General features: G+C 69.9%; 25 protein-coding genes. 12 read left to right on the forward strand and 13 right to left on the reverse strand.

Features of this window, described 5'->3' with window-relative positions; all coding sequences use genetic code 11:
• Positions 1 to 119 precede the first annotated feature (119 nt).
• The 8 genes from AX750_RS24045 to mutL all read left to right on the forward strand — a co-directional run bounded on the left by AX750_RS24045 (position 120) and on the right by mutL (position 10,960).
• Complete coding sequence (locus AX750_RS24045) at positions 120 to 563, forward strand: MaoC family dehydratase (protein ID WP_066720964.1); 444 nt, start codon at positions 120 to 122, stop codon at positions 561 to 563.
• Positions 564 to 668: 105 nt separating this feature from the next.
• Complete coding sequence (locus tag AX750_RS24050) at positions 669 to 1,637, forward strand: bifunctional riboflavin kinase/FAD synthetase (protein WP_066720967.1); 969 nt, start codon at positions 669 to 671, stop codon at positions 1,635 to 1,637.
• A 246-nt stretch (positions 1,638 to 1,883) separates the two neighbouring features.
• The gene (ileS, locus tag AX750_RS24055; RefSeq protein WP_066720970.1) at positions 1,884 to 4,889 is read left to right on the forward strand and encodes an isoleucine--tRNA ligase; all 3,006 of its coding nucleotides are present in this window, start codon (positions 1,884 to 1,886) and stop codon (positions 4,887 to 4,889) included.
• Positions 4,886 to 5,368 (forward strand): signal peptidase II, encoded by a 483-nt coding sequence (gene lspA / locus AX750_RS24060; protein WP_066720972.1) that lies wholly within the window; start codon positions 4,886 to 4,888, stop codon positions 5,366 to 5,368. Before ileS ends, lspA begins: the two co-directional genes overlap by 4 nt.
• A 75-nt stretch (positions 5,369 to 5,443) precedes the next feature.
• Positions 5,444 to 6,088 (forward strand): hypothetical protein, encoded by a 645-nt coding sequence (locus tag AX750_RS24065; RefSeq protein WP_066720974.1) that lies wholly within the window; start codon positions 5,444 to 5,446, stop codon positions 6,086 to 6,088.
• Between the two features lie 169 nt (positions 6,089 to 6,257).
• Positions 6,258 to 7,544: a pitrilysin family protein gene (locus AX750_RS24070; protein ID WP_066721182.1), complete on the forward strand. Its 1,287-nt coding sequence runs from the start codon at positions 6,258 to 6,260 to the stop codon at positions 7,542 to 7,544.
• A gap of 52 nt (positions 7,545 to 7,596) precedes the next feature.
• Complete coding sequence (locus tag AX750_RS24075) at positions 7,597 to 8,892, forward strand: pitrilysin family protein (RefSeq protein WP_066720979.1); 1,296 nt, start codon at positions 7,597 to 7,599, stop codon at positions 8,890 to 8,892.
• A gap of 262 nt (positions 8,893 to 9,154) precedes the next feature.
• Positions 9,155 to 10,960 carry a DNA mismatch repair endonuclease MutL gene (gene mutL, locus AX750_RS24080; RefSeq protein WP_066720982.1) on the forward strand — a complete coding sequence of 602 codons (1,806 nt, stop codon included), beginning with the start codon at positions 9,155 to 9,157 and terminating at the stop codon, positions 10,958 to 10,960.
• Between the two features lie 9 nt (positions 10,961 to 10,969).
• On the opposite strand, the gene AX750_RS24085 is transcribed toward mutL, so the two are convergent.
• From AX750_RS24085 to AX750_RS24105, 5 genes are all read right to left on the reverse strand, one after another.
• Entirely contained in the window at positions 10,970 to 11,341 is a 372-nt protein-coding gene (locus tag AX750_RS24085; RefSeq protein WP_066720985.1) for a DUF2019 domain-containing protein, read from the reverse strand.
• Positions 11,338 to 12,000, reverse strand: coding sequence for a hypothetical protein (locus AX750_RS24090; protein ID WP_156449849.1), 663 nt, complete (start codon positions 11,998 to 12,000; stop codon positions 11,338 to 11,340). The genes AX750_RS24085 and AX750_RS24090 overlap by 4 nt, the downstream gene beginning before the upstream one ends.
• A 189-nt stretch (positions 12,001 to 12,189) precedes the next feature.
• Positions 12,190 to 13,095, reverse strand: coding sequence for a DMT family transporter (locus AX750_RS24095; protein WP_066720998.1), 906 nt, complete (start codon positions 13,093 to 13,095; stop codon positions 12,190 to 12,192).
• Positions 13,096 to 13,178: 83 nt separating this feature from the next.
• Positions 13,179 to 13,745 carry a 16S rRNA (guanine(966)-N(2))-methyltransferase RsmD gene (gene rsmD / locus AX750_RS24100; protein WP_066721001.1) on the reverse strand — a complete coding sequence of 189 codons (567 nt, stop codon included), beginning with the start codon at positions 13,743 to 13,745 and terminating at the stop codon, positions 13,179 to 13,181.
• 10 nt (positions 13,746 to 13,755) lie between these two features.
• Entirely contained in the window at positions 13,756 to 15,777 is a 2,022-nt protein-coding gene (locus AX750_RS24105) for a pseudouridine synthase (protein WP_156446539.1), read from the reverse strand.
• Positions 15,778 to 15,908: 131 nt separating this feature from the next.
• Between AX750_RS24105 and AX750_RS24110 the strand changes: the two genes are divergently transcribed.
• On the forward strand, positions 15,909 to 16,385 hold the full coding sequence (locus AX750_RS24110) for a nucleoside deaminase (protein ID WP_245282509.1): 477 nt from the start codon (positions 15,909 to 15,911) through the stop codon (positions 16,383 to 16,385).
• An 11-nt stretch (positions 16,386 to 16,396) separates the two neighbouring features.
• On the opposite strand, the gene AX750_RS24115 is transcribed toward AX750_RS24110, so the two are convergent.
• Positions 16,397 to 16,765 carry a hypothetical protein gene (locus tag AX750_RS24115; RefSeq protein WP_066721004.1) on the reverse strand — a complete coding sequence of 123 codons (369 nt, stop codon included), beginning with the start codon at positions 16,763 to 16,765 and terminating at the stop codon, positions 16,397 to 16,399.
• A 414-nt stretch (positions 16,766 to 17,179) separates the two neighbouring features.
• Between AX750_RS24115 and AX750_RS24120 the strand changes: the two genes are divergently transcribed.
• Positions 17,180 to 17,587: a DUF882 domain-containing protein gene (locus AX750_RS24120; RefSeq protein WP_066721006.1), complete on the forward strand. Its 408-nt coding sequence runs from the start codon at positions 17,180 to 17,182 to the stop codon at positions 17,585 to 17,587.
• Positions 17,588 to 17,605: 18 nt separating this feature from the next.
• Here AX750_RS24120 and AX750_RS24125 read toward each other — a convergent pair whose 3' ends face one another.
• Complete coding sequence (locus tag AX750_RS24125; protein WP_066721008.1) at positions 17,606 to 18,364, reverse strand: sulfite exporter TauE/SafE family protein; 759 nt, start codon at positions 18,362 to 18,364, stop codon at positions 17,606 to 17,608.
• A gap of 104 nt (positions 18,365 to 18,468) precedes the next feature.
• Here AX750_RS24125 and AX750_RS24130 point away from each other — a divergent pair, with 104 nt between their 5' ends.
• On the forward strand, positions 18,469 to 19,212 hold the full coding sequence (locus AX750_RS24130; RefSeq protein ID WP_082735041.1) for a helix-turn-helix transcriptional regulator: 744 nt from the start codon (positions 18,469 to 18,471) through the stop codon (positions 19,210 to 19,212).
• On the opposite strand, the gene AX750_RS24135 is transcribed toward AX750_RS24130, so the two are convergent.
• Genes AX750_RS24135 through purD form a run of 5 tightly spaced genes read right to left on the reverse strand, consistent with a single transcriptional unit; the run spans position 19,172 to position 23,014 of the window.
• Positions 19,172 to 20,074, reverse strand: a complete 903-nt coding sequence (locus AX750_RS24135) for a patatin-like phospholipase family protein (protein WP_082735042.1) — start codon at positions 20,072 to 20,074, stop codon at positions 19,172 to 19,174. The genes AX750_RS24130 and AX750_RS24135 overlap by 41 nt on opposite strands.
• A gap of 27 nt (positions 20,075 to 20,101) precedes the next feature.
• Positions 20,102 to 21,016, reverse strand: coding sequence for an alpha/beta hydrolase (locus AX750_RS24140; RefSeq protein WP_066721011.1), 915 nt, complete (start codon positions 21,014 to 21,016; stop codon positions 20,102 to 20,104).
• Entirely contained in the window at positions 21,013 to 21,423 is a 411-nt protein-coding gene (locus tag AX750_RS24145) for a type II toxin-antitoxin system VapC family toxin (protein WP_066721014.1), read from the reverse strand. Before AX750_RS24145 ends, AX750_RS24140 begins: the two co-directional genes overlap by 4 nt.
• Complete coding sequence (locus AX750_RS24150; RefSeq protein WP_066721016.1) at positions 21,420 to 21,671, reverse strand: type II toxin-antitoxin system VapB family antitoxin; 252 nt, start codon at positions 21,669 to 21,671, stop codon at positions 21,420 to 21,422. The genes AX750_RS24145 and AX750_RS24150 overlap by 4 nt, the downstream gene beginning before the upstream one ends.
• A 59-nt stretch (positions 21,672 to 21,730) precedes the next feature.
• Complete coding sequence (gene purD, locus AX750_RS24155) at positions 21,731 to 23,014, reverse strand: phosphoribosylamine--glycine ligase (RefSeq protein ID WP_066721019.1); 1,284 nt, start codon at positions 23,012 to 23,014, stop codon at positions 21,731 to 21,733.
• A gap of 112 nt (positions 23,015 to 23,126) precedes the next feature.
• Between purD and xseA the strand changes: the two genes are divergently transcribed.
• Positions 23,127 to 24,716 carry an exodeoxyribonuclease VII large subunit gene (gene xseA / locus AX750_RS24160; RefSeq protein WP_066721021.1) on the forward strand — a complete coding sequence of 530 codons (1,590 nt, stop codon included), beginning with the start codon at positions 23,127 to 23,129 and terminating at the stop codon, positions 24,714 to 24,716.
• 9 nt (positions 24,717 to 24,725) lie between these two features.
• On the opposite strand, the gene AX750_RS24165 is transcribed toward xseA, so the two are convergent.
• Entirely contained in the window at positions 24,726 to 25,604 is an 879-nt protein-coding gene (locus AX750_RS24165; RefSeq protein WP_245282510.1) for a dienelactone hydrolase family protein, read from the reverse strand.
• Positions 25,605 to 25,653: the final 49 nt, after the last annotated feature.

Raw genomic sequence — 25,653 nt, forward strand, 5'->3', positions numbered from 1 at the left:
TTTTTGCCACCAGCCACGAAAGTCCAATGGCCGGGTTTTTGCCGCTGTGAGAGGCTGCGACGCAGCAAAAATCGACCCGGCGACCCCCGCGCCGCGGTCGAGCCCAGGCACCGACACCCATGACCAGCGCCCTCTATACCGTCCATGCCTTCGAGGATCTGACGGTCGGCATGAGCCAGAGCCTCATGCGGACGGTGATGGAGCGCGACGTCTCGCTCTTCGCCGATCTGTCCGGCGACGCCAACCCGATCCATCTCTGCGACCGCTACGCCGCCAACACCAAATTCGGCCAGCGCATCGCTCATGGCATGCTCACCGCGAGCCTGGTTTCCGCCCTGCTCGGCACAAGGCTGCCGGGGCCGGGAGCGGTCTATCTGTCGCAGACCCTGACCTTTCTCGCCCCCGTCAAGATCGGCGACGTCGTCACGGCGCGTGTCGAGGTGATGGAGCTGGTGGCGGAGCGTCGCCGGGCGCGGCTGTTCTGCGAATGCCTCGTCGACGGCAAGGCCGTGCTGGAGGGCGAGGCCTGGGTCGCCCTGCCGCCCGCGCGCCCGCGGAGCTGACGCGGCCGAGGGCCATCGGGCGACGGTCCGGCTTGACGCTTCGCCGCCGCTGGCCAATGAGGGGCCGGTCCGGCGTAAGCCGGGATGCCCGGATCGCCCGCACAGATGACTTCGCCCGCCGACGCGCCCTCCAGCTTCGTGATCGACCTCGACAAGCCCGTACCGGCCGCGCTGCGCGGCTGCGTCCTCGCGCTCGGCAATTTCGACGGTGTCCATCGCGGCCATGCCGAGCTGGCGCGCGAGGCGGTCGGATTGGCCGAACGACTGGGCCGGCGCCCGGCGGCGCTGACCTTCGAGCCGCACCCGCGCAGCGTCTTCCGTCCGGAGGAGCCGGTGTTCCGCCTGACGCCGCCGGCCTTGAAGACGGAGCTACTCGGCGCCATGGGGCTGCCGCTGACCTTCGTCCTGCCTTTCGACCGCACCATTGCCGCGATCCAGGCCGAAGCCTTCGTCGACGATCTCCTGCTCGGGCGCCTCGGCGCCGCCGGCCTCGTCTGCGGCTATGATTTCCATTTCGGCCAGGGTCGCCGCGGCGCGCCGGAGATGCTGCAGGAGCGTTGCGCGGGTAAGGGCATCCCGGTCGTCGTCGTGCCGCCCTTCGCCCGCGACGGCGAGCCCGTCTCGTCGACGCTGATCCGAACGGCGCTGGAGCAGGGCGACGTCGCCCGCGCCGCCGATTTCCTCGGCCGCCCCTGGTTCGTGCGCGGCGTCGTGGCCCATGGCGACAAGCGGGGCCGCGATCTCGGCTACCCCACCGCAAACATGCATCTCGCCCGCGACTGCCGGCTGAAATACGGCATCTACGCGGTGCGTATGAAGATCGACGGCATCTGGCACGACGGCGTCGCAAGCTTCGGCAGCCGGCCGACCTTCGACGACGGCGCCCCACGGCTGGAGACGTTCGTCTTTGACTTCTCCGGCGATCTTTACGGCAAGCAGGTCGATGTCGCCTTCGTCGCCTGGCTGCGGGGCGAGGCGAAGTTCGACTCGCTCGAAGCCCTGATCGTCCAGATGGACGCCGATAGCGCCCGCGCCCGCGAGATCCTCAGCACGACGCCGCCCTTCCTTCCTTGACGGGGCTTTGCTAGAGCAGCGACGACGTTCAACCACGCGCGGTGGCGGTTCCGGCGACGAGAGATCTGGTCTAGAAGCTGCCGATGGTCATGCTGCCTATGTGCCTTCTCCGGCGAATTACAGGCCCGGCTGCCGCCTCGCGCTGAGCGCGGGCGCCTGCGCAGTCCGGGTTGAAGACCGCTTTTCCCGTTTCCAGAGGATGAGCGCGGCCACCGCCGCCGCCTGTCCCAGTGCCCGAGCCGGACCATGACCGACCAGACCGCCGATAAGACCGACGCGACCGACTATTCCCAGACGCTGTTCCTGCCCCAGACCGAGTTCCCGATGCGGGCCGGCCTGCCGCAGCGCGAGCCGGAACTGCTGGCGCGCTGGGCCAGGATCGACCTCTACCGCAAGCTGCGCGAGGCCGGTAAGGGCCGCGACCGCTTCGTCCTGCATGACGGCCCGCCCTATGCCAACGGGAACATCCATATCGGCCACGCGCTCAACAAGGTCCTGAAGGATCTCGTCACGCGCTCGCAGCAGATGCTGGGCTTCGATTCCAACTACGTCCCGGGCTGGGACTGCCACGGCCTGCCCATCGAGTGGAAGATCGAGGAGCAGTACCGCGCCAAGGGGCTGAACAAGGACGACGTGCCGGTCGTCGAGTTCCGCAAGGAATGCCGCAGCTTCGCCGAGCACTGGGTCTCGGTCCAGCGCGAGGAGTTCAAGCGGCTCGGCGTCGAGGGCGACTGGGACGATCCTTACCTGACCATGGCCTATCCGGCCGAGGCGCAGATCGCCCGCGAGATCATGAAGTTCGCCGAAACCGGCCAGCTCTATCGCGGCTCCAAGCCGGTGATGTGGTCGGTGGTCGAGAAGACCGCGCTCGCCGAGGCCGAGGTCGAATACGAGGAGCACACGAGCGACACGGTGTTCGTGGCGTTTCCAATTGTTCAGCCGATGACGGGCGACATGGGGGCGACGCCGTGGCCGAAGATTTGGAAATTCGCTGAGGAACTAAGAAACGCATCTGTCATCATCTGGACCACAACGCCGTGGACGATGCCCGGCAACCGCGCGATCTCGTTCAACCATAAGATTGCTTACGGGCTTTACCGCGTCACCGTTGCGCCCGAGAACAACTGGGCCAAGGTTGGTGCAACCTATGTCCTCGCTAAAAATCTCGCCGAAAGCGTCTTCAAGGCAGCGAAGGTCGAGGCCTTTGAACTCGTCGCCGACGTCCCGGCGGCCGCGCTCGCCGGCCTCACCTGCGCCCACCCCCTCCGTGGGCACGGCTACGACTTCGACGTTCCCCTGCTCGACGGCGACCATGTCACCGACGACGCCGGCACGGGCTTCGTCCACACCGCGCCCGGCCATGGCCGCGAGGATTTCGACGTCTGGATGAGCAACGGCCGCCAGCTCGCCGAGCGCGGCATCGAGACCCGCATCCCCTACACCGTCGATGCCGATGGCCGCTTCACCAAGGACGCGCCGGGCTTCGAGGGCGCTCAGGTCATCACCGACACCGGCGAGAAGGGCAACGCCAACGAGGTCGTCATCAAGGCGCTCGCGGCGTCGGGCAACCTCGTCGCGCGCGGCCGCCTGAAGCACCAGTATCCGCATAGCTGGCGCTCGAAGAAGCCGGTCATCTTCCGCAACACGCCGCAATGGTTCATCGCCATGGACAAAGCGGTCGACACGCTCGGCAACCGTACCCTGCGCGAAGTCGCCCTCGGCGCGATCAAGGACACCCAATGGGTTCCCGCAGCGGGTGAAAACCGCATCAATGGCATGATCGCCAACCGCCCCGACTGGGTGGTCTCGCGCCAGCGCGCCTGGGGCGTGCCGATCACCGTCTTCGTCGAGAAGGAGAGCAAGGAGATACTGGTCGACGCGAAGGTCAACGCGGCCATCGCCGAGGCCTTCGAGGCGGAAGGGGCAGATGCCTGGTTCACCGACACCGACGGCGCCCGTTTCCTCAAGCCCTTCGGCTACGACCCGGCGAACTACGAGCGCGTCACCGACGTGCTCGACGTCTGGTTCGATTCAGGCTCGACCCATGCCTTCACGCTGGAGAAGCGCGCCGATCTGCGCGCCCGCCGTCGCGGCGATGGCGGCAATGACCGCGTCATGTATCTCGAAGGCTCGGACCAGCATCGCGGCTGGTTCCACTCCTCGCTGCTGGAAAGCTGCGGCACGCGTGGCCGCGCGCCCTACGACATCGTGCTGACGCACGGCTTCTGCCTCGACGAGAAGGGCGAGAAGATGTCGAAGTCGAAGGGCAACGTCACCGCCCCGCAGGACATCATCAAGGATTCGGGCGCCGACATCCTGCGCCTCTGGGTCGCGGCGGCGGACTATTCCGACGATCTGCGCATCGGCAAGGAGATCCTCAAGACCTTCGTCGAGACCTATCGCAAGCTCCGCAACACGATGCGCTGGATGCTCGGCACGCTCGCCCATTTCAGCGAGGACATCCGTGTGGCCGAGGTTCAGACCATGCCGGAGCTGGAGCGGCTGATGCTGCACCGGCTGGCCGAGATCGGCCCGCAGGTCGAGGAGGCCTACCGCACCTACGACTACAAGAAGGTCGTGACGCTGCTCTCGCAGTTCATGAACACCGAGCTCTCGGCCTTCTATTTCGACGTCCGCAAGGACGCGCTCTATTGCGACCCGCTCTCCAGCCATGTCCGCAAGAGCGCGCTCACCGTCGTCGACCATCTCTTCCGCTGCCTGACGACCTGGCTCGCGCCGATCCTGGTCTTCACCGCCGAGGAAGCCTGGCTGGAGCGCTATCCGGAGCAGAAGACGCTCGAAGGCTCGGTCCATCTGGAGCTCTTCGCCAGCGTGCCCGAGGCCTGGCTCGATGCCGAACTGGCCGAGCGCTGGAGCAAGATCCGCAAGGTCCGCCGCGTCGTCACCGGTGCGCTCGAACTCGAGCGTGCGGCCAAGCGTCTCGGCTCTTCGCTGGAGGCCGCCCCGCAGGTCTTCGTCTCCGATCCCGATCTGCTGGCTGCGCTCTCGGGCGCCGATCTCGCCGAGATCAGCATCACCTCGGCCATCCGCGTCGAGAGCGGGGAGGGGCCGGCGGAGGCCGTCCGCCTGCCCGAGGTGCCGGGCGTCGCGGTGGTCCCGCATCGCGCCGATGGCGTCAAATGCGCGCGCTCCTGGAAGTATTTCGATCCCGCGACGGCCGATCCGGCCTATCCCGCCGTGACGCCGCGCGACGCCAAGGCGCTGCGCGAACTCGGCCGGAGCGCCGCGTGACGCCCGCCCGCCGGCTCGGCCTTTCCATCGTCTTGGTCGTCTTCCTCGTCGACCAGGCGCTGAAGCTCTGGCTGCTCTTCGGGCTGCGCCTGGCGGAAACGGGGCCCTATGCGGTCACGCCCTTCATGGACATCGTGCTCGCCTGGAACCGCGGCATTTCCTACGGGCTGTTCCAGCAGCACAGCGATCTCGGCCGCTGGGGTCTCGTCGTGATCTCGATCGCGGCCGCGATCTGGCTCGGCCGCTGGATGTGGCGCGAGCAGCGCCCGCTGACGGTCGCGAGCCTTGCTCTCATCGTCGGCGGCGCGCTCGGCAACGGGCTCGACCGTGGGGTCTATGGCGCGGTCGTCGACTTCGTTCACCTGCATTGGGGCAGCTTCAGCTGGTACATCTTCAACATCGCCGATGCCGCGATCGTTGTCGGGGTGGTCGGGCTGCTGTATGAGTCCTTCCGGCCGGCGGCCGAAAACGCGGCTTGAACCCGGCTCCGCCATCGTTTTGCCGTTCGCGTGCGGTTTGAGACGGGGAAGCAATATCCCCGAGGGAGGTTTGACATGGCGCATCGCATCCGCGTGACGCATCTGCTGCTGGCCGGCGGCCTCGCTTTGGCGGGCCAGCCCGCGCTCGCCCAGGAAGGCATGCTCTTCAAGAACCTGCTGGAAGGCGTCGTCGGCGGCCGTCCGGGTGACGACATCGAGTATCGCCAGCGGCCGCCGCTGGTCGTTCCGCCGAATTCGACCCTGCCGCGGCCGCAGGAATCCGCCAGCACCCGCAACGCCGCCTGGCCGAACGATCCCGACGTCGCCGCCCGCCGCGCCGATGCCGCCGCCGCCCGCGCGCCCGCCGGCTCCAACCCCAACTGGCGCAACAACCCGATGCTGAGCCAGGAGGAACTGCGCCGCGGCCGCACCACCCGCGACACCGGCCGGCCCGAGATCGTCGAGGAACACAACAACTACAACAACCAGATCGCGCCGATCCGCACCGGTCGTGAACTGGCCAGCCGCCAGAATCAGGTGGCGCTCGATCAACTCACCTATGGCTCGGAGCCGCCGCGCCGCACGCTCGCCGATCCGCCGGTCGGCTACCGTCGCCCCGCCGGTTCCGCCCCGCTGGGTCCGGGCCAGGGCGGTCCGGTTGAGGACAAGCAGGCGGTCGGTCAGCGCGAATTCCTGACCGGTCAGATCCCGCTGCAATAAGACGCGTGCGGCGGCGCCCTGCGGTGTCGCGGCCCCGGGCCGGCCACTGGCGGTTCGCGCCGGCAACACATAAATGCATGGAGAGGCGGCGCGTCGTCCCGGCGCGGCCGCCTCACTGACATCTGAACGCGCCGCCGGCGCCCCCATCACGGAGACGGTCCAGGTGAACATGCATGCGCAGCCGACCGGAGCCGCCCAGCCGGTGGAATCCTTTCGCCTCGCAAATGGTCTCGACATCGTGGTGGTGCCGGACCGGCGCGCGCCCGTCGTCACCCACATGGTCTGGTACCGCAACGGCTCCGCCGACGATCCGGCCGGAAAGTCCGGCATCGCGCATTTCCTCGAGCATCTAATGTTCAAGGGCACGGCGAAATGGCCGGCGGGCGAGTTCTCCAAGATCGTCGCCGGGCTTGGCGGCCAGGAGAACGCCTTCACCTCCTTCGACTACACCGCCTATTTCCAGCGCGTGCCGAAAGAGCATCTGCGCGCCATGATGGATTACGAGGCCGACCGGATGACCGGGCTGGCCTTCGACGAGAGCGTCGTCGGGCCCGAGCGTGACGTGGTGCTGGAAGAGCGCAAGATGCGCGTCGATGCAGACCCGGCCGCCCAGCTCGGCGAGGAGTTTTCGGCCGCGCTCTTTGTCCATCACCCCTATGGCACCCCGATCATCGGCTGGGAGCACGAGATCGAGGGCCTGAATCGGGACGACGCCTTCGCCTATTACCAGCGCTTCTACACGCCGGAAAACGCGATCCTCGTCGTCGCCGGCGACACCGATGCCGCGACCGTCCGCCGCCTCGCGGAAGAGACCTATGGCGCCATTCCCGCCCGCGGCGAGGCCCCGGTCCGCAAGCGCCCGGCCGAGCCCCATCCGCGTGCGGCGCGCCGGGTCTCGCTGAGCGACCCGCGCGTGCGCCAGCCCTCGCTGCGGCGCGGCTGGCTGACGCCGACCTATCTCAGCGGCGATGCCGGCGAGGTCTTCGCGCTCGAGCTTCTGGCCGAGATCCTCGGTGGCGGCACCACCTCGCGGCTCTATCGCCGCCTCTGTGTCGAGGCCGATCTCGCCGCTGGCGCCAGCGCCTACTTCATGGGCTCGATGGTCGACCGCGCCGCCTTCCAACTTTCGGTGAGCCCCCGCCCCGGCGTCGAGATGGCCGCGCTGGAAGCCGGGCTCGATGCAGCGCTCGCCGCCTTCCTCAGCGAGGGGCCGAGCGAACTCGAACTCGCCCGCGCCCGCACCCGGCTCGTCGCCGAGACGGTCTTCGCCCGCGACAGCCAGTCTTCGCTCGCCCGCATTTTCGGGGCGTCGCTGGCCGTCGGCGAGACGGTCGAGGACGTGCTGGCCTGGCCGCAGCGGATCGAGGCCGTGTCGCGTGAGGCTGTTCTCGAAGCGGCGCGGCGCTATCTGCGGCCCGACCGCGGCGTCACCGGCCTGCTCCTGCCCGCCGCCTGACTCCGTCCTCCTTCCGCACGGGGCCGCGTTCCGGCCCGAGCCAGGACATGACATGAACGCTCCGATTCCCGCTGCCGCCACCAGCCTCGCTGGCCCCTCGGTCCCGGTCCAGAAGGTCCGCTCGTCCGCCGGCGTCGAGGCCTGGCTGGTCGAGGAACACAGCCTGCCGCTGATCGCGGTCGACTTCGCCTTCGACGGTGGCGCGACGCTCGATCCCGAGAACGCCGCCGGCAGCGCCTATCTCGTCTCCGGCCTGCTCGACGAAGGCGCGGGCGATCTCGACGCCGAGGCCTTCCAGGGCAAGCTCGCCGACCACGCCATCAGCCTCGGCTTCGATGCCCGCCGCGACGACTTCCACGGCCATCTCCAGACGCTGTCGAGCCACCGCGACACCGCCTTCGAGCTGCTGGCGCTGGCGCTGAACGCCCCGCGCTTCGATGACGACGCCGTCGCGCGCGTCAAGGGCCAGGTCATCTCCGGCCTGCAGCGCCAGGCCCAGAACCCCGAAACCCTCTGCCGCAACGCGCTCTACGCCGCCGCCTTCCCCGGCCACCCCTATGGCCGGCCCGAGAAGGGCGATGTCGACAGCGTCTCGCAGCTCGAAGCGACCGCGCTGAAGGCGCTCTCGCGCGATCTGCTGGCACGGGCCGGGCTGAAGCTGGTCGTCGTCGGCGACATCACGGCCGACGAACTCGCAAGCCGGCTCGACCAGATCTTCGGTGCGCTGCCGGAAGGGCTGCCGCGCGCGCAGCCGGCCGAGGCCCTGCCGATCCAGGGTCTCGGCCAGACCCACACCATCGATCTCGACGTACCGCAGACCGTGCTGCGCTTCGTCGGCCCCGGCCTGATGCGGCACGATCCGGATTTCATCGCCGGCAGCGTGCTCAATCACATCCTGGGCGGCTCGGCCTTCACCTCGCGGCTGTTTATGGAGGTGCGCGAGAAGCGCGGCCTTGCCTATGGCGTCTCCTCCAGCCTGCTGCCGCTGCGCCAGGGCGCCATGCTGGTCGGCGGCACCGCCACCAAGAACGAGCGCGCCGCTGAATCCATGAGCGTGATCCGCGAGGAGATGGCCAAGCTCGCCAATGAGGGGCCGAGCGAGCACGAGGTCGAGGAGGCCAGGCGCTACATCATCGGCTCCTACCCGCTGCGCTTCGACACCTCGCCGAAGATCGCCTCGGAACTGCTGGGCCTCGCCGTCAACGGCTTCGAGCCCGAGTTCCTCAGCGAACGCAACAGCCTCTTCGCCGCGGTGACGCTGGCCGACGTCAAGCGCGTGGCGGAGCGCCTCTTCGGTGACCCGCGCCTGCTGGTCCAGGCGGTCGGCCGGCCGGTCGGGCTGGTGTGAGTTCGCAGACGAGGCCGGCCCAGTAGCGCTCCTCCCTTCCCCCTTGTGGGGAAGGGTATGGGGATGGGGGTGGTTCCGCTTGGTGACCGCTGACCGAGCGGCCCGACCTCCACCCCTGCCCCTCCCCACAAGGGGGAGGGGTTCCCCGCGCCCGTTCATTTGGGGCTGGCGAATCCGATTTGGGCACGACTCGCCCCCATCCCCTATCCTGCCGTGACGCTACCCCTCGATTCGCCGCGCCGCCCGCCGCTCCGGAACCCGCATGCCCGTCCGCCGCCTCGATCCCGTCCTGGTCGACCGCATCGCCGCCGGCGAGGTGATCGAGCGGCCGGCTGCGGCGGTGAAGGAATTGGTCGAGAACGCCATCGACGCCGGCGCGCGATCGATCGCGGTCACGATCCGGGCAGGCGGGCGCGAACTGATCCGCGTCGTCGATGACGGGGCCGGCATGACGCCCGAGGATCTGGCGCTCGCCGTCGAGCGCCACGCCACCTCGAAACTACCCGATGGGGATCTCTTCGCGATCCAGTCGCTCGGCTTCCGCGGCGAGGCGCTGCCCTCGATCGGCTCGGTCGCGCGGCTCTCCATCGCGACCCGCCGCCACGATGCCCCCCAGGGCGTCGGCCTCATCGTCGAGGCCGGCGAGAAGGGCGTGGTCCGCCCTGTCGCCGCCGCACCCGGCACGCGCATCGAGGTCAGCGATCTGTTCGCCTTCACCCCCGCCCGGCTGAAATTCCTCAAGAGCGACCGGGCCGAGGCGCAGGCCGTCTCGGAGATGCTGCGGCGCCTCGCCATCGCCCATCCGGCGATCCGGTTTTCGCTCGAGGGCGAGCATGTCTCGCCCTTCGACTGGCCGGCGGAAGCGATCGGCGAGGAGGGGCAGCTGCGCCGGCTCGGCCGCGCGCTCGGGCGCGATTTCCCCGAGAACGCCCTGCGGCTCGATGCGGCACGCGAGGGCGTCCACGTCACCGGCTTCGCCGGTTTGCCGACCTTCCACCGCGGCACCTCGGCCGGCGTACATCTCGCCGTCAATGGCCGGCCGGTGCGCGACAAGCTGCTGCTCTCGGCGGTGCGCGGCGCCTATGCCGATGTCGTGCCCTCCGACCGCCACCCCGTGCTCTTCCTCGATGTCGCCTGCGATCCGCGCGCCGTCGACGTCAACGTTCACCCGGCCAAGAGCGAGGTCCGCTTCCGTGATCCGCAGCTGGTCCGCGGCCTCGTCGTGTCCGGGCTGAAGGCGGCGCTGGCGCAGGCCGGCCACCGCGCCACCACGACCGGCGGCGCGCGCACGCTGGAGGCCTTCCGCGCGGTCTTCGCTGGCACCGGCAACAGCACCTCGCCTTTGCGCCCGACCCTGCCGGAGACGCCCGCTTGGAACGCGCCCGTCGCCGGCTTCGACGCGCGACCGCAGCAGGGCTTCGCCGGGTTCGCCGTCGCCTCGGCCGACGCCCGCGCCCATCTCGCGGAGCCCGCGCCGGACGCGCTCGACCGGCCGCTGGGCGCCGCCCGGGCCCAGCTCCACGAGACCTATATCGTCGCCCAGACGCGAGAAGGTGTCGTCATCGTCGACCAGCACGCCGCCCATGAGCGCCTCGTCTATGAGCGCCTCAAGGCCGAGCGCGCCCGCAGCGGCATCGCGACGCAGCCTCTGCTCCTGCCCGAGGTGGTCGAACTCGACCCCGTCGACGCCGACCGGCTGAACGCGGCGAGCGAGGATCTGGCGACGCTCGGCTTGAGGCTGGAGCCCTTCGGTCCGGGTGCGGTTCTGGTTCGCGAGGCGCCCCAGCAGCTCGCGGGCGGCAACCTCCAGAAGCTCGTCCGCGACGTCGCCGACGCGCTGGCTGAGCACGGAACCGCCGGTTCCCTGGAGCGACGCCTCGACCATGTCCTGGCGACGATGGCCTGCCACAACTCCGTCCGCGCCGGCCGTCGGCTCCGCCCCGAGGAGATGGACGCGCTGCTGCGCGAAATGGAGGTCACGCCCAATTCCGGCCAGTGCAACCACGGCCGCCCGACCTATGTCGAACTCAAGCTCGCCGATATCGAGCGCCTGTTCGGGCGCCGATGAGGGGCTGCCTCAACTCGGCCGATAAATCCCATTGTCCAGATTGATCAGGGTCATGCCGGCGTCTCCGCATTGCGGACCCCATTTGGAGTCGGCGATCTCCTGGATCTCGCGACGGGCTGCGAGATAATCGACGGCAAGGGTGGCCCGCGCTGCAGTGAGTCGCACTTGCATGTTGGGATGGCCGAAGAGCGTCATGAGGATGCGGCGCTGATCCCCGGGACGCGACTTCAGCTCGTCTTCGATCGCCTGGATTCGATCGTATCGCCGGTTGAAAGCCGCGTACTCCTGGCGATCGAGAGAATCGTACTGCTCGACGCACAGCTTCTCGAACAGCAGAAGCAGATCGTTCGTCGACAGCCGTTTGAGATTGACCCTGCTCATTTGAGCACCTCGAACTGTCGTAATGCCTGCTGTCCGACCCGCACATGCTCGGACCAGTCCCGACCTCGCAGATAATCGCGTGGCGAGAGGCCGCCGAAGTTTGGATTCTTGGCCGTGTACCAGCCCGTAATTTCATGATGCTTGTAGCGGGGTATGCTGACAACATTGTCGGGGCCGTCGAGCATCGAGCGCGGAAAGCCTTCACGCCCTCCCGCACCCTGCTCGACGATGTGATGGTCGTCATAACCCGGCCGCCGCTGCCCCGCCTGCTGCTGGAGTTCGGTGAGCGATTGGGGCGGATCCTGATAGGACCGGATCGACGGCCATTCGGAGTACAGCCAGTGGCCGGCTTCTATCGCGGTGACGACCGCGCCGATCGGGCCTGCTCGCCGCAGCGCCGCGCGGGCGATCTGCTTGGCCAGCGCCTTCGCGGCCTGGGTCTTCGAGACCCTGTCCTTGGGCGGTTCTTTCGGAGGGTCGGGCGGGTCGAGTGACGGCCCGCCATTGTCGCCGATGCCCGGCTGCCGGCCCTGAGCATAGCCCTCGACATACCGCCACTGACCGCTTTCGCGGCCGTTGCCGGCAGGGATGCGCGGCTGATCCTCGCGGAAGCCGGCCTTCTCAACGAGCGCCTGCAGCCGCGCCAGGGCCCGCATCATGCGGTCGCCGGCGATCTGGCTCGCAAGCCGCCTGCGCTGCAGCGCGGCGCTTCGGGAACGCCAGTGATCTGGATAGGGAAGGGGCATCCGTGCGTCTGACCTCCGCGACGGATGCGAAGATCAGGCACGCGGAGCCTACCGGGGATAAGATGGGCTGCTTATCCCCGCGGCAGACGGCGGCTCCGCGGCTCAGCCGGCTTCGGCGACGCCCCCCGCCTTCGCCCGTCCCGGGATCAGGATCGAGCCGGACGCCGCGATCACCAGCGCGAGGCCGAGCCAGTCGCTCGGCGTCGGGCGCTCGCCGAGCAGCAGCACCGAGCCGAGCACGCCCACCGCCGGCACCATCAGCGTGCCCAGGCTCGCGATGCCGGCCGGCAGCCTGGCGATGACCGTGAACCAGAGCACATAGGCCAGCGCCTGCGCGCCGAGGATGTGGAAGGCGAGCGCCGCCACCGTCCGCGCCTCCAGCATCTTGGGCACCGGCACGCCCTCGAAGACGAGCATGCCGAGCCCCCCGGCTGCGCCGCCGATGAGGAGCTGCCAGGCGGCGATGGTCAGCGCCGGCGCGCTCACCGGCCAGCGCTTGCTGACGATGGTGCCCAGCGCCCAGCTCACGCTCGCGATCAGCGCCAGCAGCAGGCCGAAGGAGAGGCCGCCGCCGGCGATCAGCGGCAGGCCGAGGCAGGCCAGCCCCGCCATGCCGAGCCCGAGCCCGACCAGCCGCCGCCGGTCGATCGGCTCGGCCAGGACGAAGCGGGCGAGCAGCGTCGCCCAGATCGGCATGGTGAAGGTCAGGATCGCCGCGCGCGAGGTCGGCGCGACGAGCTGAGCGAAGGCGAGCAGGATGTTGAAGGCCGCGATCGACAACAACCCGGCGACCGCCAATCGAAGCCATTGCGCCTGCGGCACCGCCAGCGTCAGGCCGCGCACGAGAGCGACCGCGACGAGGAACAAGCCGGCGAAGGTCATGCCGCTCGCCCGCAGCGTCCAGGGCGCGATCTCGGTCAGCGCGATCCGCACCGCCGGCCAGTTGAAGCCCCAGAGCAGGCCCAGCAGCGGGACGAGCAGCAGCGAACGGCCAGACGGGTGCGACATCGCGCGACTATGCGTGGGTCGCGGCGCGCGGCGTCATGCGATTTCGGCTGCGGCCCGATGCGCGATGGGCATCGGGCGAACCGTCACGGCTGGCTCGCCTGCAGGATCAGCACCTGCGTTTCACCGTACTCCCGCCGTTCCAGCAATTCGAACCCGTCCGGCAGGGCGATCTCGGCGTCGCCGGCCTCCTCCAGGATCACCAGCGCGCCGGGGGCCAGCCAGCCGCCGTCGCGGGCCGAGGCGAGCGCTGTCTCGCCGAGTCCCTTGCGGTAGGGCGGGTCGCAGAACACGACCGCGAAGGGGTCCATGGCGCTGATCGGGCCGAGCTTGCTCGCGTCGCGCCGGAAGACGCGGCTGTGGCCGGCGAGCCCCAGCGCCATCTGGTTCTCGCGGATCAGGCTGCGCGCCTCGGTGCCGTCGTCGACCAGCAGCGCGAAAGCGGCGCCGCGCGACAGCGCCTCGAAGCCGAGCGCGCCGGTGCCCGCGAAGAGGTCGAGCACGCGCGCGCCGTCGAGCGGGTCGTCATAGGCATGGGCGAGCACGTTGAAGAGGGATTCGCGCAGGCGGTCCGAGGTCGGGCGGATGGTCCCGATCCCCGGCTTGGGGCCGGCCAGCGCCCGTCCGCGCAAACGTCCGCCGACGATCCGCATCGGCTAGCCGTCAGTCCCGCTTGCCGCCGGAGCGTGGACCCTTGGACCCGCCGCCGGGGCGGCCGCCACCCGGACGTCCACCGCCGCCCGGCTTGCCGCCGAAGGGCCGGCCGCCGCCGGGCTTGGCCCCGAAGGACTTGCCCCCGCTGCGCTCGCCGCTGCGGCCCGCCGGCCCTTCGCTGGAGCGTGCCGCATAGCTGCGCTTGGCGCCGCCCGGAGCGTCGTCGAAACGACGCGGCGGACGCTCGCCGCCCTCGCGCGGAGCCCGATCGAGCCGGTCGCCGCGGGGCGCGCGCTCGGGCCGCTCCTGCAGGCGCTCGCGCTCGCCGCCTTCGCTGCGCGGTCGGCGGGCGGGACGCTCGCCGCCGCTCGCCCGCTCGGGCGCGCGGGAGGCGCGCCCCTCGCGGCCTGCCGCCCCGCGCTCGCTGCGCGGCAGGCGATCGGGCCTGCGCTTCGGGTTGATGGCCTCACGCGCCGGGGCGTCCTCGCGTGCGGAGGCAACGCGCTCGACCAGCACGCGCCGGCCCTTGGGATCGGCGATCGCCTTGTCGCGGCGACGCACCACCTCGCCGCTAGCCTCGCGCGTCTGGCGCTCGGCCTTCGGGTCGGCGCCGCGGCGCGGCGGAGCCTTGCGCTCGCGCTGGGGCTGCGCCTCTTCGTCACGCCAGACGGTGCGCTTCCACGGCTTGTCGCTGCGGTCGTCGCGCGAGGGCGTGCGCACCGCGTCGCTCTGCCAGCGTTCGGGCTTGCCCTCCGCCTCGCCACTCTCGCGCCGGCGCCGTGGGCGATCGTCGCCACTCGGCGCAGCCTTGCTCAGCGGAGGTCTCGGCGGGGCCGCCGGTGCCTCGTCGCGGCGCGGCGCCTCGAAATCGACGCCCGCCTTGGCCATCAGCTCCTCGCCGAGCTGGTCCTTCAGCACGCGCGACCGGATCTCATCGACCTCGCCCTCGGGCAGGTCGGCGAGCTGGAAAGGCCCGAACGAGACCCGGATCAGCCGGTTCACGTCGAGGCCGAGATGCTCGAGCACCGTCTTGACCTCGCGGTTCTTGCCCTCGCGCAGATCGACCGTCAGCCAGGTGTTGGAGCCCTGCTGGCGCTCGAAACGCGCCACTACGGGGCCATAGGATACGCCGTCGATGGTCACGCCGTCGCGCAGCGTGTCGAGCCTGTCCTGTGTCACCGAGCCGAAGGCGCGCACGCGGTAGCGCCGCAGCCAGCCCGTCTCGGGCAGTTCCAGCATGCGCGCCAGGCCGCCGTCATTGGTCAGCAGCAGCAGGCCCTCGGTATTGATGTCGAGCCGCCCCACAGAGAGCACGCGCGGCAGATCCTCCGGCAGCGCGTCGAACACCGTCGGCCGGCCTTCGGGATCATGGTTGGTCGTCACCAGCCCGCGCGGCTTGTGGTAGAGCCACATCCGCGTGCGCTCGCGCGCCGGCAGCGGCTCGCCGTCGATCAGCACGACATCGTCGGGGCCGATATCCAGCGCCGGGCTGTCGATCACGCGACCGTTCACGCTTACGCGGCCTTCGAGGATGATCGCCTCGCTGTCGCGGCGCGAGGCGACGCCGGCGCGCGCCATCACCTTCGCGATACGCTCCGGCTCGGGGATCAGCGAGGGCAGCAGCTTGGCCTCGGGCGCCGGAGCCTCCTCGCGGGCGCGCCGCGGACGCGCCGGGCCGTCGGAGCGGGGCCGGTCGAGGCGAGGATTGTCGGAGCGGGGTTTGTCGAAGCGCTTGCCCCCGGAAGCAGGGCGCTCGCCGCGGGGTGCAAAGCCCTCGCGCGGCGGACGGCTCGCACTGCGCTCTCCATCAGGGCGGGCCCGGAACGGGCGTGCTGCGCCCTCTGCGCGAGCCGGACGGTCGCCGCCCTCGCTGCGGCCGCGGAACGGCTTGCGCTCGCCGCCGGCCGCTCCGCTGCGTGGACCCCTGCCGCCGAAGCCGCCGCCATCGCGGCCGCCGCCGGACCCGCCGCCGCGTCCGCCGGTTCCACCCTTGCGCGGGCCCCGGCTTTTCTGATTGTTGTCGTCGCTCATGATGGCTCCTGAGCCGGTCGTCTCGCGGGCGGAGATCCGCTTCGCACGCTGGACAGGCTCGAAATTGGCTGTGTAGCCGGCGCTTGTAGCAGAGCGTTCCCGGCGCCGCGAGCGTCAAAAACGGAGGTGAGATGGCCCTGCAGCAGCCCGCGCCGCTGTCCATGCCCGCGACCGATCCGATGGCCATCGCCTTCGACGAGGCGCGCGCCGCTGCCGCGCGTGGCGAGGTGCCGGTCGGAGCGGTCGTCAGCCGGGACGGTGTGGTGCTCGCCCGCGCCGGCAACCGCACGCTGGAACTGAGGGATCCGACGGCCCATGCCGAGATGCTAGCGCTGCGGCTGGCCTGCGAGGCGCTGGGCTCGGAGCGCCTGATCGGCTGCGATCTCCATGTCACGCTCGAGCCCTGCCCGATGTGCGCGGCGGCGATCTCCTTCGCCCGCATCCGCCGGCTCTATTTCGGCGCGGGCGATCCCAAGGGCGGGGCGGTCGAGAACGGGGTCCGGCTCTATGCCAGCCCGACCTGCCATCATGCGCCCGAAATCTATGGCGGCCTGCGCGAGAGCGAGGCGGCGGCTCTGCTGCGCGACTTCTTCAGCGATCGACGCTAGGAGCGCCTGGCTCAGCCGGCGAGGGGAAGCGCTTCGGCGGCGGGCTCGGCCATCTGCATCTGCGCTGGCTGATCCTGCAGCGAGGCCAGCAGCAGCGCCGCCAGCGCATCGACCGCGACCAATGTGCTGCGCCGCGCCTGCTCGATCTCGGCGACCGGCGCCTGGCCATAGAGCAGCCGCGCGAATTGGGCGATCTGGGCTACGGCAAGGTAGGTCGCCTCCTCCAGGGGCGGCGACAGCGCCACCAGCGGCAGCACGTTCTCGATGTGCTTCTCGGCCGCCATGCCGAGCGTCTTGGCGTTCAGCGCCCCGGCCTTGAACACCGTGGCCTGCAGCGTCTCTATCTCGGAGAGGAGATAGTTGCGCGTCTCGTCGGTCATCCTCCGTCTTCCCCGCAGGATCGGACGGTCGAACGGTAGCACGCGTGAACAGCCCTTGCTCTCGCCGAGAGCCCCTGCGGTTAGCGCTGCGTCAATGCGATGCCGCGAATCCTCCGGGCGAGGTCTTCTTATCGTCGGCCGAAATCCGTCGGCCAGCGGCCGAAACCGGCGCAGGCTGATAAATGCGTTTGTAACCATTGATAATCCGCGTCGATTCCGGAGCGTTTCAGCCATCATCTCGAATCGTGCCGACCACGGGAAGGCTACAGTTTCAGATCATGTCAGATGATCTGCCTTGTTTTGGCCGCGTGATCGCTCTAGTGAAGCGCCCGAACCGCTCAGCCAGACCATGCGATGGTGGCTTGAGCCTTCCTCTCTCCCCATCACGTCAGGTTAGTAATGCGTTGTATTGTCATGGCCGTGATCTTCACGGTCTCGGTGCCTGTTCTTGCGCGCGCCGACTCCGCGATCGAGCAGGTGTCATTCCAGCCCCAGGTCAAGGGGCTGCGCTGCCTCAAGGCCGAAACCGTCGCCATGATCCGCGAGCTCGTCGAGAAGATCGGTCCGATCCAGATCACCTCGACCTGCGGCGGGCGCCACGCCCGCAACTCCCAGCATTACAAAGGCAAGGCCATCGATTTCCGCCCGTTGGCGACGACGCCGCGCAAGGCCGCGGCGGTGGCGAAGACGCTGGACGCTGTCGGTGGCGTCGGCTCCTATTCGAACGGGCTCGTCCATGTCGATGTCGGCGACCGGCAACTGGCCTGGTACGGCATCAAGCGCAGCAATCGCCGCTTCGCCTACAACACCCGCGGCCGCTGAGGCCCGGCGCGACCGGCGTCAGCCGGTCGCGCGCAGCACGAGATAGCCGCCGAGCGCCAGCAGCCCGGCGAAGAAGCAGAGCCTGAAGCTCGCGGCCGAGATGCGGGCGCGCAGCGCCGCGCCAGCGGCCATGCCGGCGAGTGCGGGCAGGAGAGCGAGCCCGGACTGCAGCGCGACGCGGGCATCGAGGACGCCGGCCTCGAGCAGTCCGACCGAGAGCGCCAGCGTCGAAACCAGGAAGGACAGGCCGAGCGCCTGGACGAGCTCGTCCTTGTCGAGGCCCAGCGCCTGCAGATAGGGCACGGCCGGCAGCACGAAGACTCCCGTCGCCGCCGTCGCCACACCGGTCGCCAGGCCGACGAGCGGCCCCAGCCAGCCTTCGGCGCCGGCAGGAACGCGCAGCTTCGCGGCCTTGAGCCCCACGAGCCCGTAGAGCACCAGAGCGAGGCCGAGCCAGAAGGTCGCGGAGCCGTTCTTCTGCTGCTCGATCAGCCCCGCGCCCAGCCAGGTTCCTGCCACGATCCCCGCCAGCATCGGCCAGAGCCGCGAGAGGATGCGCCGGAGGCCCGGCCCCGTCGCGAGCTGCCAGCCATTGGTGACGAGGTTGGGCACGGCGAGCAGCGCCGCGGCCTGTGCCGGCGCCATGACGACGCCGAGCACGCCGACGGCAATGGTCGGCAGACCGAGGCCTATGACACCCTTCACGAAGCCGGCGAGCAGAAAGGTCGCGGCAATGAACAGCAGGAGAGTGGGATCGGTGCTGAGAGGCTGAAGCATGCCGTGTTGTCGCATTGCCGCGGCCCGCTGTCTCTGCAGGACGCAACGGCCGGGGCCGTAGCATCGCCTCTTGCGCTGGCGGCGGGACGGCGCATCCTCGCGTCATGAACGCCAGCGGCCCCTACCTCGCGGAGATCGCCAGCCTCATGGGCGATCCCGCTCGTGCGAACATCCTGCACGCGCTGATGGACGGCCGCGCGCTGACCGCCAAGGAACTCGCCTTCCTCGCCGGCGTCGCCCCGCAGACCGCCAGTGGCCATCTGGCGCAGTTGCTGCGAGGTGGCCTTCTGGCCGTCGCGGCGCAGGGCCGCCACCGCTACTACCGCCTGGCCGGTGCCGAGGTCGCGCAGGCGCTGGAAGGGCTGATGGTGCTCGCGGCCGCCGGGCCCGCCGCTCGCAAGCTGCCGCAGCGCGTCGGTGCCGACCTCAGCCAGGCGCGGACCTGCTACGACCATTTCGCCGGACGGCTCGGTACGGATATCCACGACGCACTTGTGGCGGGCGGGCATCTTGCGGTCGCGGAGGGTGGCTACGGCCTGACGGCGTCGGGCGAGGGCGTCTTCGCCGCGCTCGGGATCGCCCTGCCGGACAGGCCGCCGCGCCGCGCGCTTCTGCGCCCCTGTCTCGACTGGAGCGAGCGCAGGCCGCATCTCGCGGGCCATCTCGCCGCCGCCCTGGCCTGCCGCTGCTTCGAAAAGGCTTGGGTCCTTCGCCGCAAGGACAGCCGCGCGGTGACGCTCACCGCATCCGGGCGGGCGGCACTGGCCGCAGCGCTCCCCGGCTTCGTCTGCGACGCGCCGGAGGCTCTCAGCTCGCCTGTTCCAGCGCTTGCGTCAGCCGCCGTTTGACCTCGTCCTTCACCGCGGCGGACGCGTCCAGGATCGCCTTCGCCTTGAAGAAGTCCAGCCCGCCGATGCCATCCGCGCCGGCGCGGATCAGGATGTCCGGCGGTTGGCGCTCGATCATGCGCTGCACGATCGTCCGCGTCAGAATCTGGCTGACGCCGAGTATGGCCTCCAGTGGGCTCGGAACCCGGGTCTCGCTGATGGTGGCCGGCGCACTGGTGTCGACCGCCATGACGATCCGGCCCGGCGCCATCAGCCGGTTATAGGGCAGGGGATTGATCGCGCCGCCGTCGATCAGCACGCGCCCCTCGATCACCACCGGCCGGATCAGTCCGGGGATCGCCAGCGAGGCCGCCACGGCCGGCGTCAGCGGGCCGCGGCCGAGCGCGACCTCGGCATGAAGATGGTAATCGGTCGCCGTCGCCAAGAACGGGATGGCGAGATCCTCGAAGCGGTCCGGCACGGCTTCGGGCCAGAACAGGTCGAGCATCCGCTCGCCATCGATCAGCACCGGGTTGCCGAGCCCGCGCATGAGATCGGTGAACTTGCCGATGCGGGCGTCGAGCAGCCGCGCGATCACCTTGGCCCGGTCCCTGAAGGAGGCGGTGACGTGCTCGCGCAGATCGCGGCCCGAAAGTCCGGCCGCATAGGCCGCGCCGACGATCGCACCCATCGAGCAGCCGGCGATCAGGGCCGGCCGGATGCCGAGTTCGTCGAGCGCCTCCAGCACGACGATATGGCTGAGTCCGCGCGCCCCGCCGGCGCCGAGCACGAGGACGAGTTCGGGCTGGCCGGGCTGCTGCCGTCGGACCGCGATGGCGTCCTGCGGCGTGGCATCGGGAGGGCGGTGCTCGCTGCGTGGCATCAGCCGGATCTGGCCCTTCGCGTCGCCTCAGGCAATGGGTTGCGACAGGAAGGGTGCGAGCGCCGCCAGCGTCGCCTTCGGGTTTTCCTCGGGCAGGAAATGCCCGCTCGCGATCGCCTGTCCGTCTGCCTGGGGCGCAAAGGTCTCGCGCCAGATCTCGAGCGGGCTGGCGCCCTTGGCCGGGATGCCGGCCTCGCCCCACAGCACTAGCGTCGGGCAGAGGATGCGGTTGCCGGCGGCGAGATCGACCCGGTCATGCTCGACATCGGTGGTCGCCCCGGCGCGGTAATCCTCACAGGCGGCATGGATCCGGGCGGGGTCGCTGAAGGACTCGCCATAGGCCTGCATCGCCAGCGGATCGAACAGGTCGAGCGACTTGGCCCGCGTCCAGCTCGCGATGGTGTGGTCGAGCCAGCCGAGCGGATCGCCCTTGATCAGGTTTTCCGGCACCGGTTCGGGCTGTGCCATGAAGGTCCAGTGATAGACCTGCAGGGCTCGGCCGGCATTCATGCCCTCCCACATCGAGATCGTCGGCAGGATATCGAGCAGCGCCAGCCTCTCGACGCGGCCGGGATGGTCCAGCGCCAGACGGTAGGCGACCCGCGCGCCGCGGTCATGGCCGACGACCGCGAAGCGCAGATGCCCCAGCGCCTGCATCACCGCGACGATGTCCTCGCCCATGGCGCGCTTGGTGTAGGTCTCGCGCCCGCCATCGCCATGCGGCGCCATCGACCAGCCATAGCCGCGCAGATCCGGGCAGACCACGGTGTGGGTCCTGGCCAGCTCGGCGGCGATCGGGTGCCATTCGGCATGGGTCTGCGGAAAGCCGTGGATCAGCACGACCGGCGGCCCCTCGCCGCCGACGCGGGCGAAGATCTTGCCCACGGGCCCGTTGATCCAGCGCCCGGTGAAGCCGGGAAAGAGGCTGTCGATATTGCTCATGGTCGGGCTCCTGCCGTCAGCGCAGATGCAATGTCGGTTCTGGCGAAATCCTCACCCTTGTAGAGCAGAGGGGCCTGCAGGGATTTGGCAAGAGCGTAGGAAAAGCAGTCGCCGAGATTGAGGCCGGCCCAGTGGCGGCCCTTGCCGAAGCGGATGAAAGCTTCGGCCGCAAGGCGGCCTTGCTCTGGATCGAGGGCGGCAGGCCGAACTTTGAGGTCGCCGAACAGGGCCTCCACTTCGCGCAAGGGCGTCGCGGCCCGTTTGCCGATCAGGACCATCACGCATTCAGTGAAGGTGACGGCAGAGCAGACACAGTCGGACGCTTCGGTCAGCAGCCTTTGGAAAAGGGCAGCCTCTGGCTCGCCGAAGGCAATCGCGACAATCGCCGAACTGTCGGCGACGATCACCTCGGCAGTCCGTTGTCATCATAGCCGAGGATCTCGTCGGCCGATCGCTCGTCTGTCACCGGATAAGAACGAAGCCGCGCAAGCGTTTCCGCGAGCTTCACGGGATCGATGCGCCCTTTGTCGCTCGGGAGCTCGGCCAGTTCGCGTTCCGCGGCAAGGCGCACCGCCTCCTTGATCGTACGACCGGTCCGCGCTGCCAACTCCCGAACGACGCGGTCCGTGTGGGCATCCTTGATCAGAATTGCCATGGCGCCCTTCCGTATATATCGAACGCGGCAACGATATATACGCTAGGCGCCTGCCTCTGTCAGCCTTCGCGCTCGCGCTTGACCGCCTGCCAGCCGATGTCGCGGCGGCAGAATCCATCGGGCCAGTCGATCGCATCGACGCCGCGATAGGCCCGCGCCTGCGCCTCGCTCACCGTCTTGCCCAGCGCCACGACATTGAGCACGCGCCCGCCCGCCGCCAGCAGCGCACCCGTTGCCTCCTGTTTCGTGCCGGCATGGAAGACGAGCACGTCGTCGAGCGCCGCGGCCTTGTCGATGTTCCTGATCACGCTCCCGGTCTCCGGCTGGGCCGGATAGCCGCGCGCCGCCAGAACAACCGTCAGCGCGGCCTCGTCCGACCAGCGCAGGGTGATCTGGTCGAGCACGCCGTCGCAGGCGGCCAGCAGTGCCGGCACGATGTCGCTCCTCAGCCGCGGCATCAGCACCTCGCATTCGGGATCGCCGAAGCGGACATTGTACTCGATCAGCTTGGGGCCCTGCGCTGTGATCATCAGCCCGGCGAAGAGCACGCCCTTGAACGGCGTCCCGCGCTGCGCCATGCCGGCGAGAGTCGGCGCGATGATCTCCTTCATCACCCGCGCTTCCATCGCGGGCGTCATCACCGGCGCCGGCGAATAGGCGCCCATCCCACCAGTGTTGGGGCCGGTGTCGCCATCGCCGACGCGCTTGTGGTCCTGCGCTGAGGCGAGCGGCAGGGCGTTCGTCCCGTCGCAGAGCGCGAAGAAGCTCGCCTCCTCGCCGATCATCCATTCCTCGATCACGACCTCGGCTCCGGCTGCGCCCAGCCCGCCACCGAACATCATGTCGATGGCCTCGTTCGCCTCTTCGAGCGTCTCCGCCATCACCACGCCCTTGCCGGCGGCGAGGCCATCGGCCTTGATCACGATAGGTGCGCCCTTCGCCGCGACATAGGCCTTGGCGGACGCCGCGTCCGCGAAGCGGCCGAAGCCGGCGGTGGGAATCCCGAACTCCGCGCAGAGCTCCTTGGTGAAGGCCTTGGAGCCTTCGAGCTGGGCAGCCGCCTTCGAGGGGCCGAAGACCTTGAGGCCGGCGGCCGCGAGATCGTCGGCGAGGCCGGCGACCAGCGGCCCCTCGGGACCGACGACGACGAAGGAAACGCCCTGCAGCTTGCAGAAGGAGGCGACTGCCGCATGGTCGGCGATATCGAGGACGACATTCTCGCCGCATTGCGCGGTGCCGGGGTTGCCGGGCGCGATGAAGAGCCGGTCGCAGAGCGGCGAGGCCGAGATCGCCCAGGCCAGAGCATGCTCGCGGCCGCCCGATCCGATCAGAAGAATCTTCATCGTCGTCTCAATCCGCAGGGCTGGGTGGGCCAAAGGGTCGGCTGGCCAATAGCCGCCGCGCGCCCGGACGGCAACGCTTCTGCAGCCGCCGTCACGCCGTTATGGTCGCGCCATGGACAGCGAATCGCCCAAGCCCGTCGGCAATACGCCCGAATGGTCGGTCTCGGACCTCTCCGGTGCGCTCAAGCGCACCCTGGAAGATGCCTTCGGCTTCGTGCGCGTGCGCGGCGAGATCTCCGGCTATCGCGGCCCGGTCGGTTCGGGCCATGTCTATTTCTCGCTGAAGGACGCCAACGCCAAGATCGACGCGGTGATCTGGAAGGGCGTCTTCGGCCGGCTGAAGACACGGCCGCAGGAAGGTCTGGAGGTCATCGCCACCGGCAAGATCACCACCTTCGCCGGCAAGTCGAGCTACCAGATCATCATCGATTCGCTTGAGCCCGCCGGCATCGGCGCGCTGATGGCGCTGCTCGAGGAGCGCCGCCGCAAGCTGGCCGCCGAAGGGCTGTTCGCCCAGGAGCGCAAGCAGCTCATCCCCTATCTGCCGCGCGTCATCGGCGTCGTCACCTCGCCCACCGGCGCCGTCATCCGCGACATCCTGCACCGGCTGGAGGATCGTTTTCCCCGCCATGTGCTGGTCTGGCCGGTGCGGGTGCAGGGCGAGACCAGCGCCGCGGAGGTCGCCGCCGCCATCGCCGGTTTCAACGCCTTGCCCGAGGGCGGGCGCATTCCGCGGCCGGACGTCATCATCGTCGCGCGCGGCGGCGGCTCGCTCGAAGATTTGATGGGCTTCAACGAGGAGATCGTGGTGCGCGCGGCGGCCGCCTCGCTGATCCCGCTCGTCTCCGCCGTCGGCCACGAGACCGACATCACCCTGATCGACCACGCCGCCGATCTGCGCGCTCCCACCCCGACCGGCGCGGCCGAGAAGGTCGTGCCGGTGCGCGCCGAGCTGATGAGCCTCGTCGCCGATCTCGCGCGTCGCCAGGCCGGCGCCATGCGTCGCCTCTCCGACCGCCGCCGCAGTGATCTGCGTGCGCTCGCCCGCGCCTTGCCCGGCCCCGAGGCGGTGCTGTCGGGCCCGCGCCAGCGGCTCGATCTCGCGGCGGCACGGCTGGCGCCGGCGCTGGCGCGGAACGCCCGCGTCCACGAACAGAAGCTCGGCCTCGCCGCCCAGCGCCTCGCGCGGCAGTCTCCGATGGCGAGGCTGGCGGCCTTGCGGGCAAAGCTCGACGGCTATGGGCGCGTGCTGGCGCAGGCCCGCAACACGGCGCTCTCGGCCGAGAGCCGGCGCATCGCGGATGCCCGGCGGCGACTTCAGGAGCTCGAGCAACGCGGGGCAAGGGCGCTGGCGCGGGGCGTCATCCTGCGTGGCGAGCGGCTTCCGGCACTGGAAGCGCGGCTGCAGCGCGCGTTCGCGCAGAGCTTGATGCGTCGCCGCGAGCGCTTGCGGTCTTCTGTTTCGCTGCTCGCCTCGCTCGGTCCCGAGGCGGTGCTGGCGCGCGGCTATGCGCTGGTGCGCGACGAAGCGGGGGCCGTCATCCGCGACCCGGGGCAGCTGCGCGCGGGCCAGGCCTTGGGCGTGCAGGTCGCGGGCGGACGCTTCGGCGTGGTCGTGGCCGGTGGCGGGGAGGGGCCGGCCCGTCCGGCGCGTCCCGCCCGGCGCGAGGGGCCGAAGACGGGGCAGGGCGATCTGTTCTGATCGGCTGAATCAGAGACCGCTCAGGAACGCCCGAACCCGCTTGATCGCATCCTCGCGCGCTTCCGGATTGGTGCCGACCGTGGCCTTGCCGGTTCCGGTGGCGGAGAAGGCGATGTCGCTGCGCTCCTTCACCTCGAGACGCGGGTGGTCGAAATCATGCAGCGCGCCGGCATAGATCACGATCTCGACCTTCTCGCCGCGGGCCTTCGCGGCCTTGGCGAGATAGTCGCAGGGGCCGGGCGGGGTCCAGTCGTCCGCATCGCCGATCAGCATCAGCAGGGGCAGGCGCGCTGCGAAGCTCGCGGATTCGGATTGCACCCGGCAGCCCGGGTAGAACGCGATGGCGCGCGCGAAATCCGGCTGTTCGTCGGCCGGGCGGCGGTCCTTGCGGGCCGCGGCGAGAACCGTCGAGCCGCCGCCGGACCAGCCGAGCAGGGCGATCCGGTCCGGGCGAACGTCGCCGCGCATCTGCAGCCAATGGCGCGCGGCGGCGGCGTCCGCCACCCGTTCGCGGCTGGCGCGCACCGTCATTTCCTTGATGCCGCACTGCGAGCCCAGCCGCCGGGAGCCATAGCTGTCCGGCATCAGAACCAGATAGCCCTCGGCGGCGAGGCGTTCGCCCCAGTCGGAATGACGCAGCGAGAGCTTGCCGTTCTCGCGGAACAGCCCGCCGCAGCCATGCAGCGCGACGACGGCCGGAAACGGCCCCGGCCCCTTGGGGCGGTAGAGCACGGCGTCGAGATCGCCGTCATAGCTCGGCAGGCGCACACGCTCGTAGCCGCCGGCCAGCGCGGCCCCGGCCAGCAGCGACAGTCCCGCTATCGCCGCGGCGAGGCGCGCGACGCAGGCAATCACGAGGCTGGACTTCGTCGGGCGCGGCGCTATCACGGGGAGGGATTATCCCGACATTGCCTCCGCGGATCAACGGTTTAGATAT

Source organism: Methylobacterium sp. CCH7-A2 (assembly GCF_001557075.1).
GTDB lineage: Bacteria > Pseudomonadota > Alphaproteobacteria > Rhizobiales > Beijerinckiaceae > Allobosea > Allobosea massiliensis.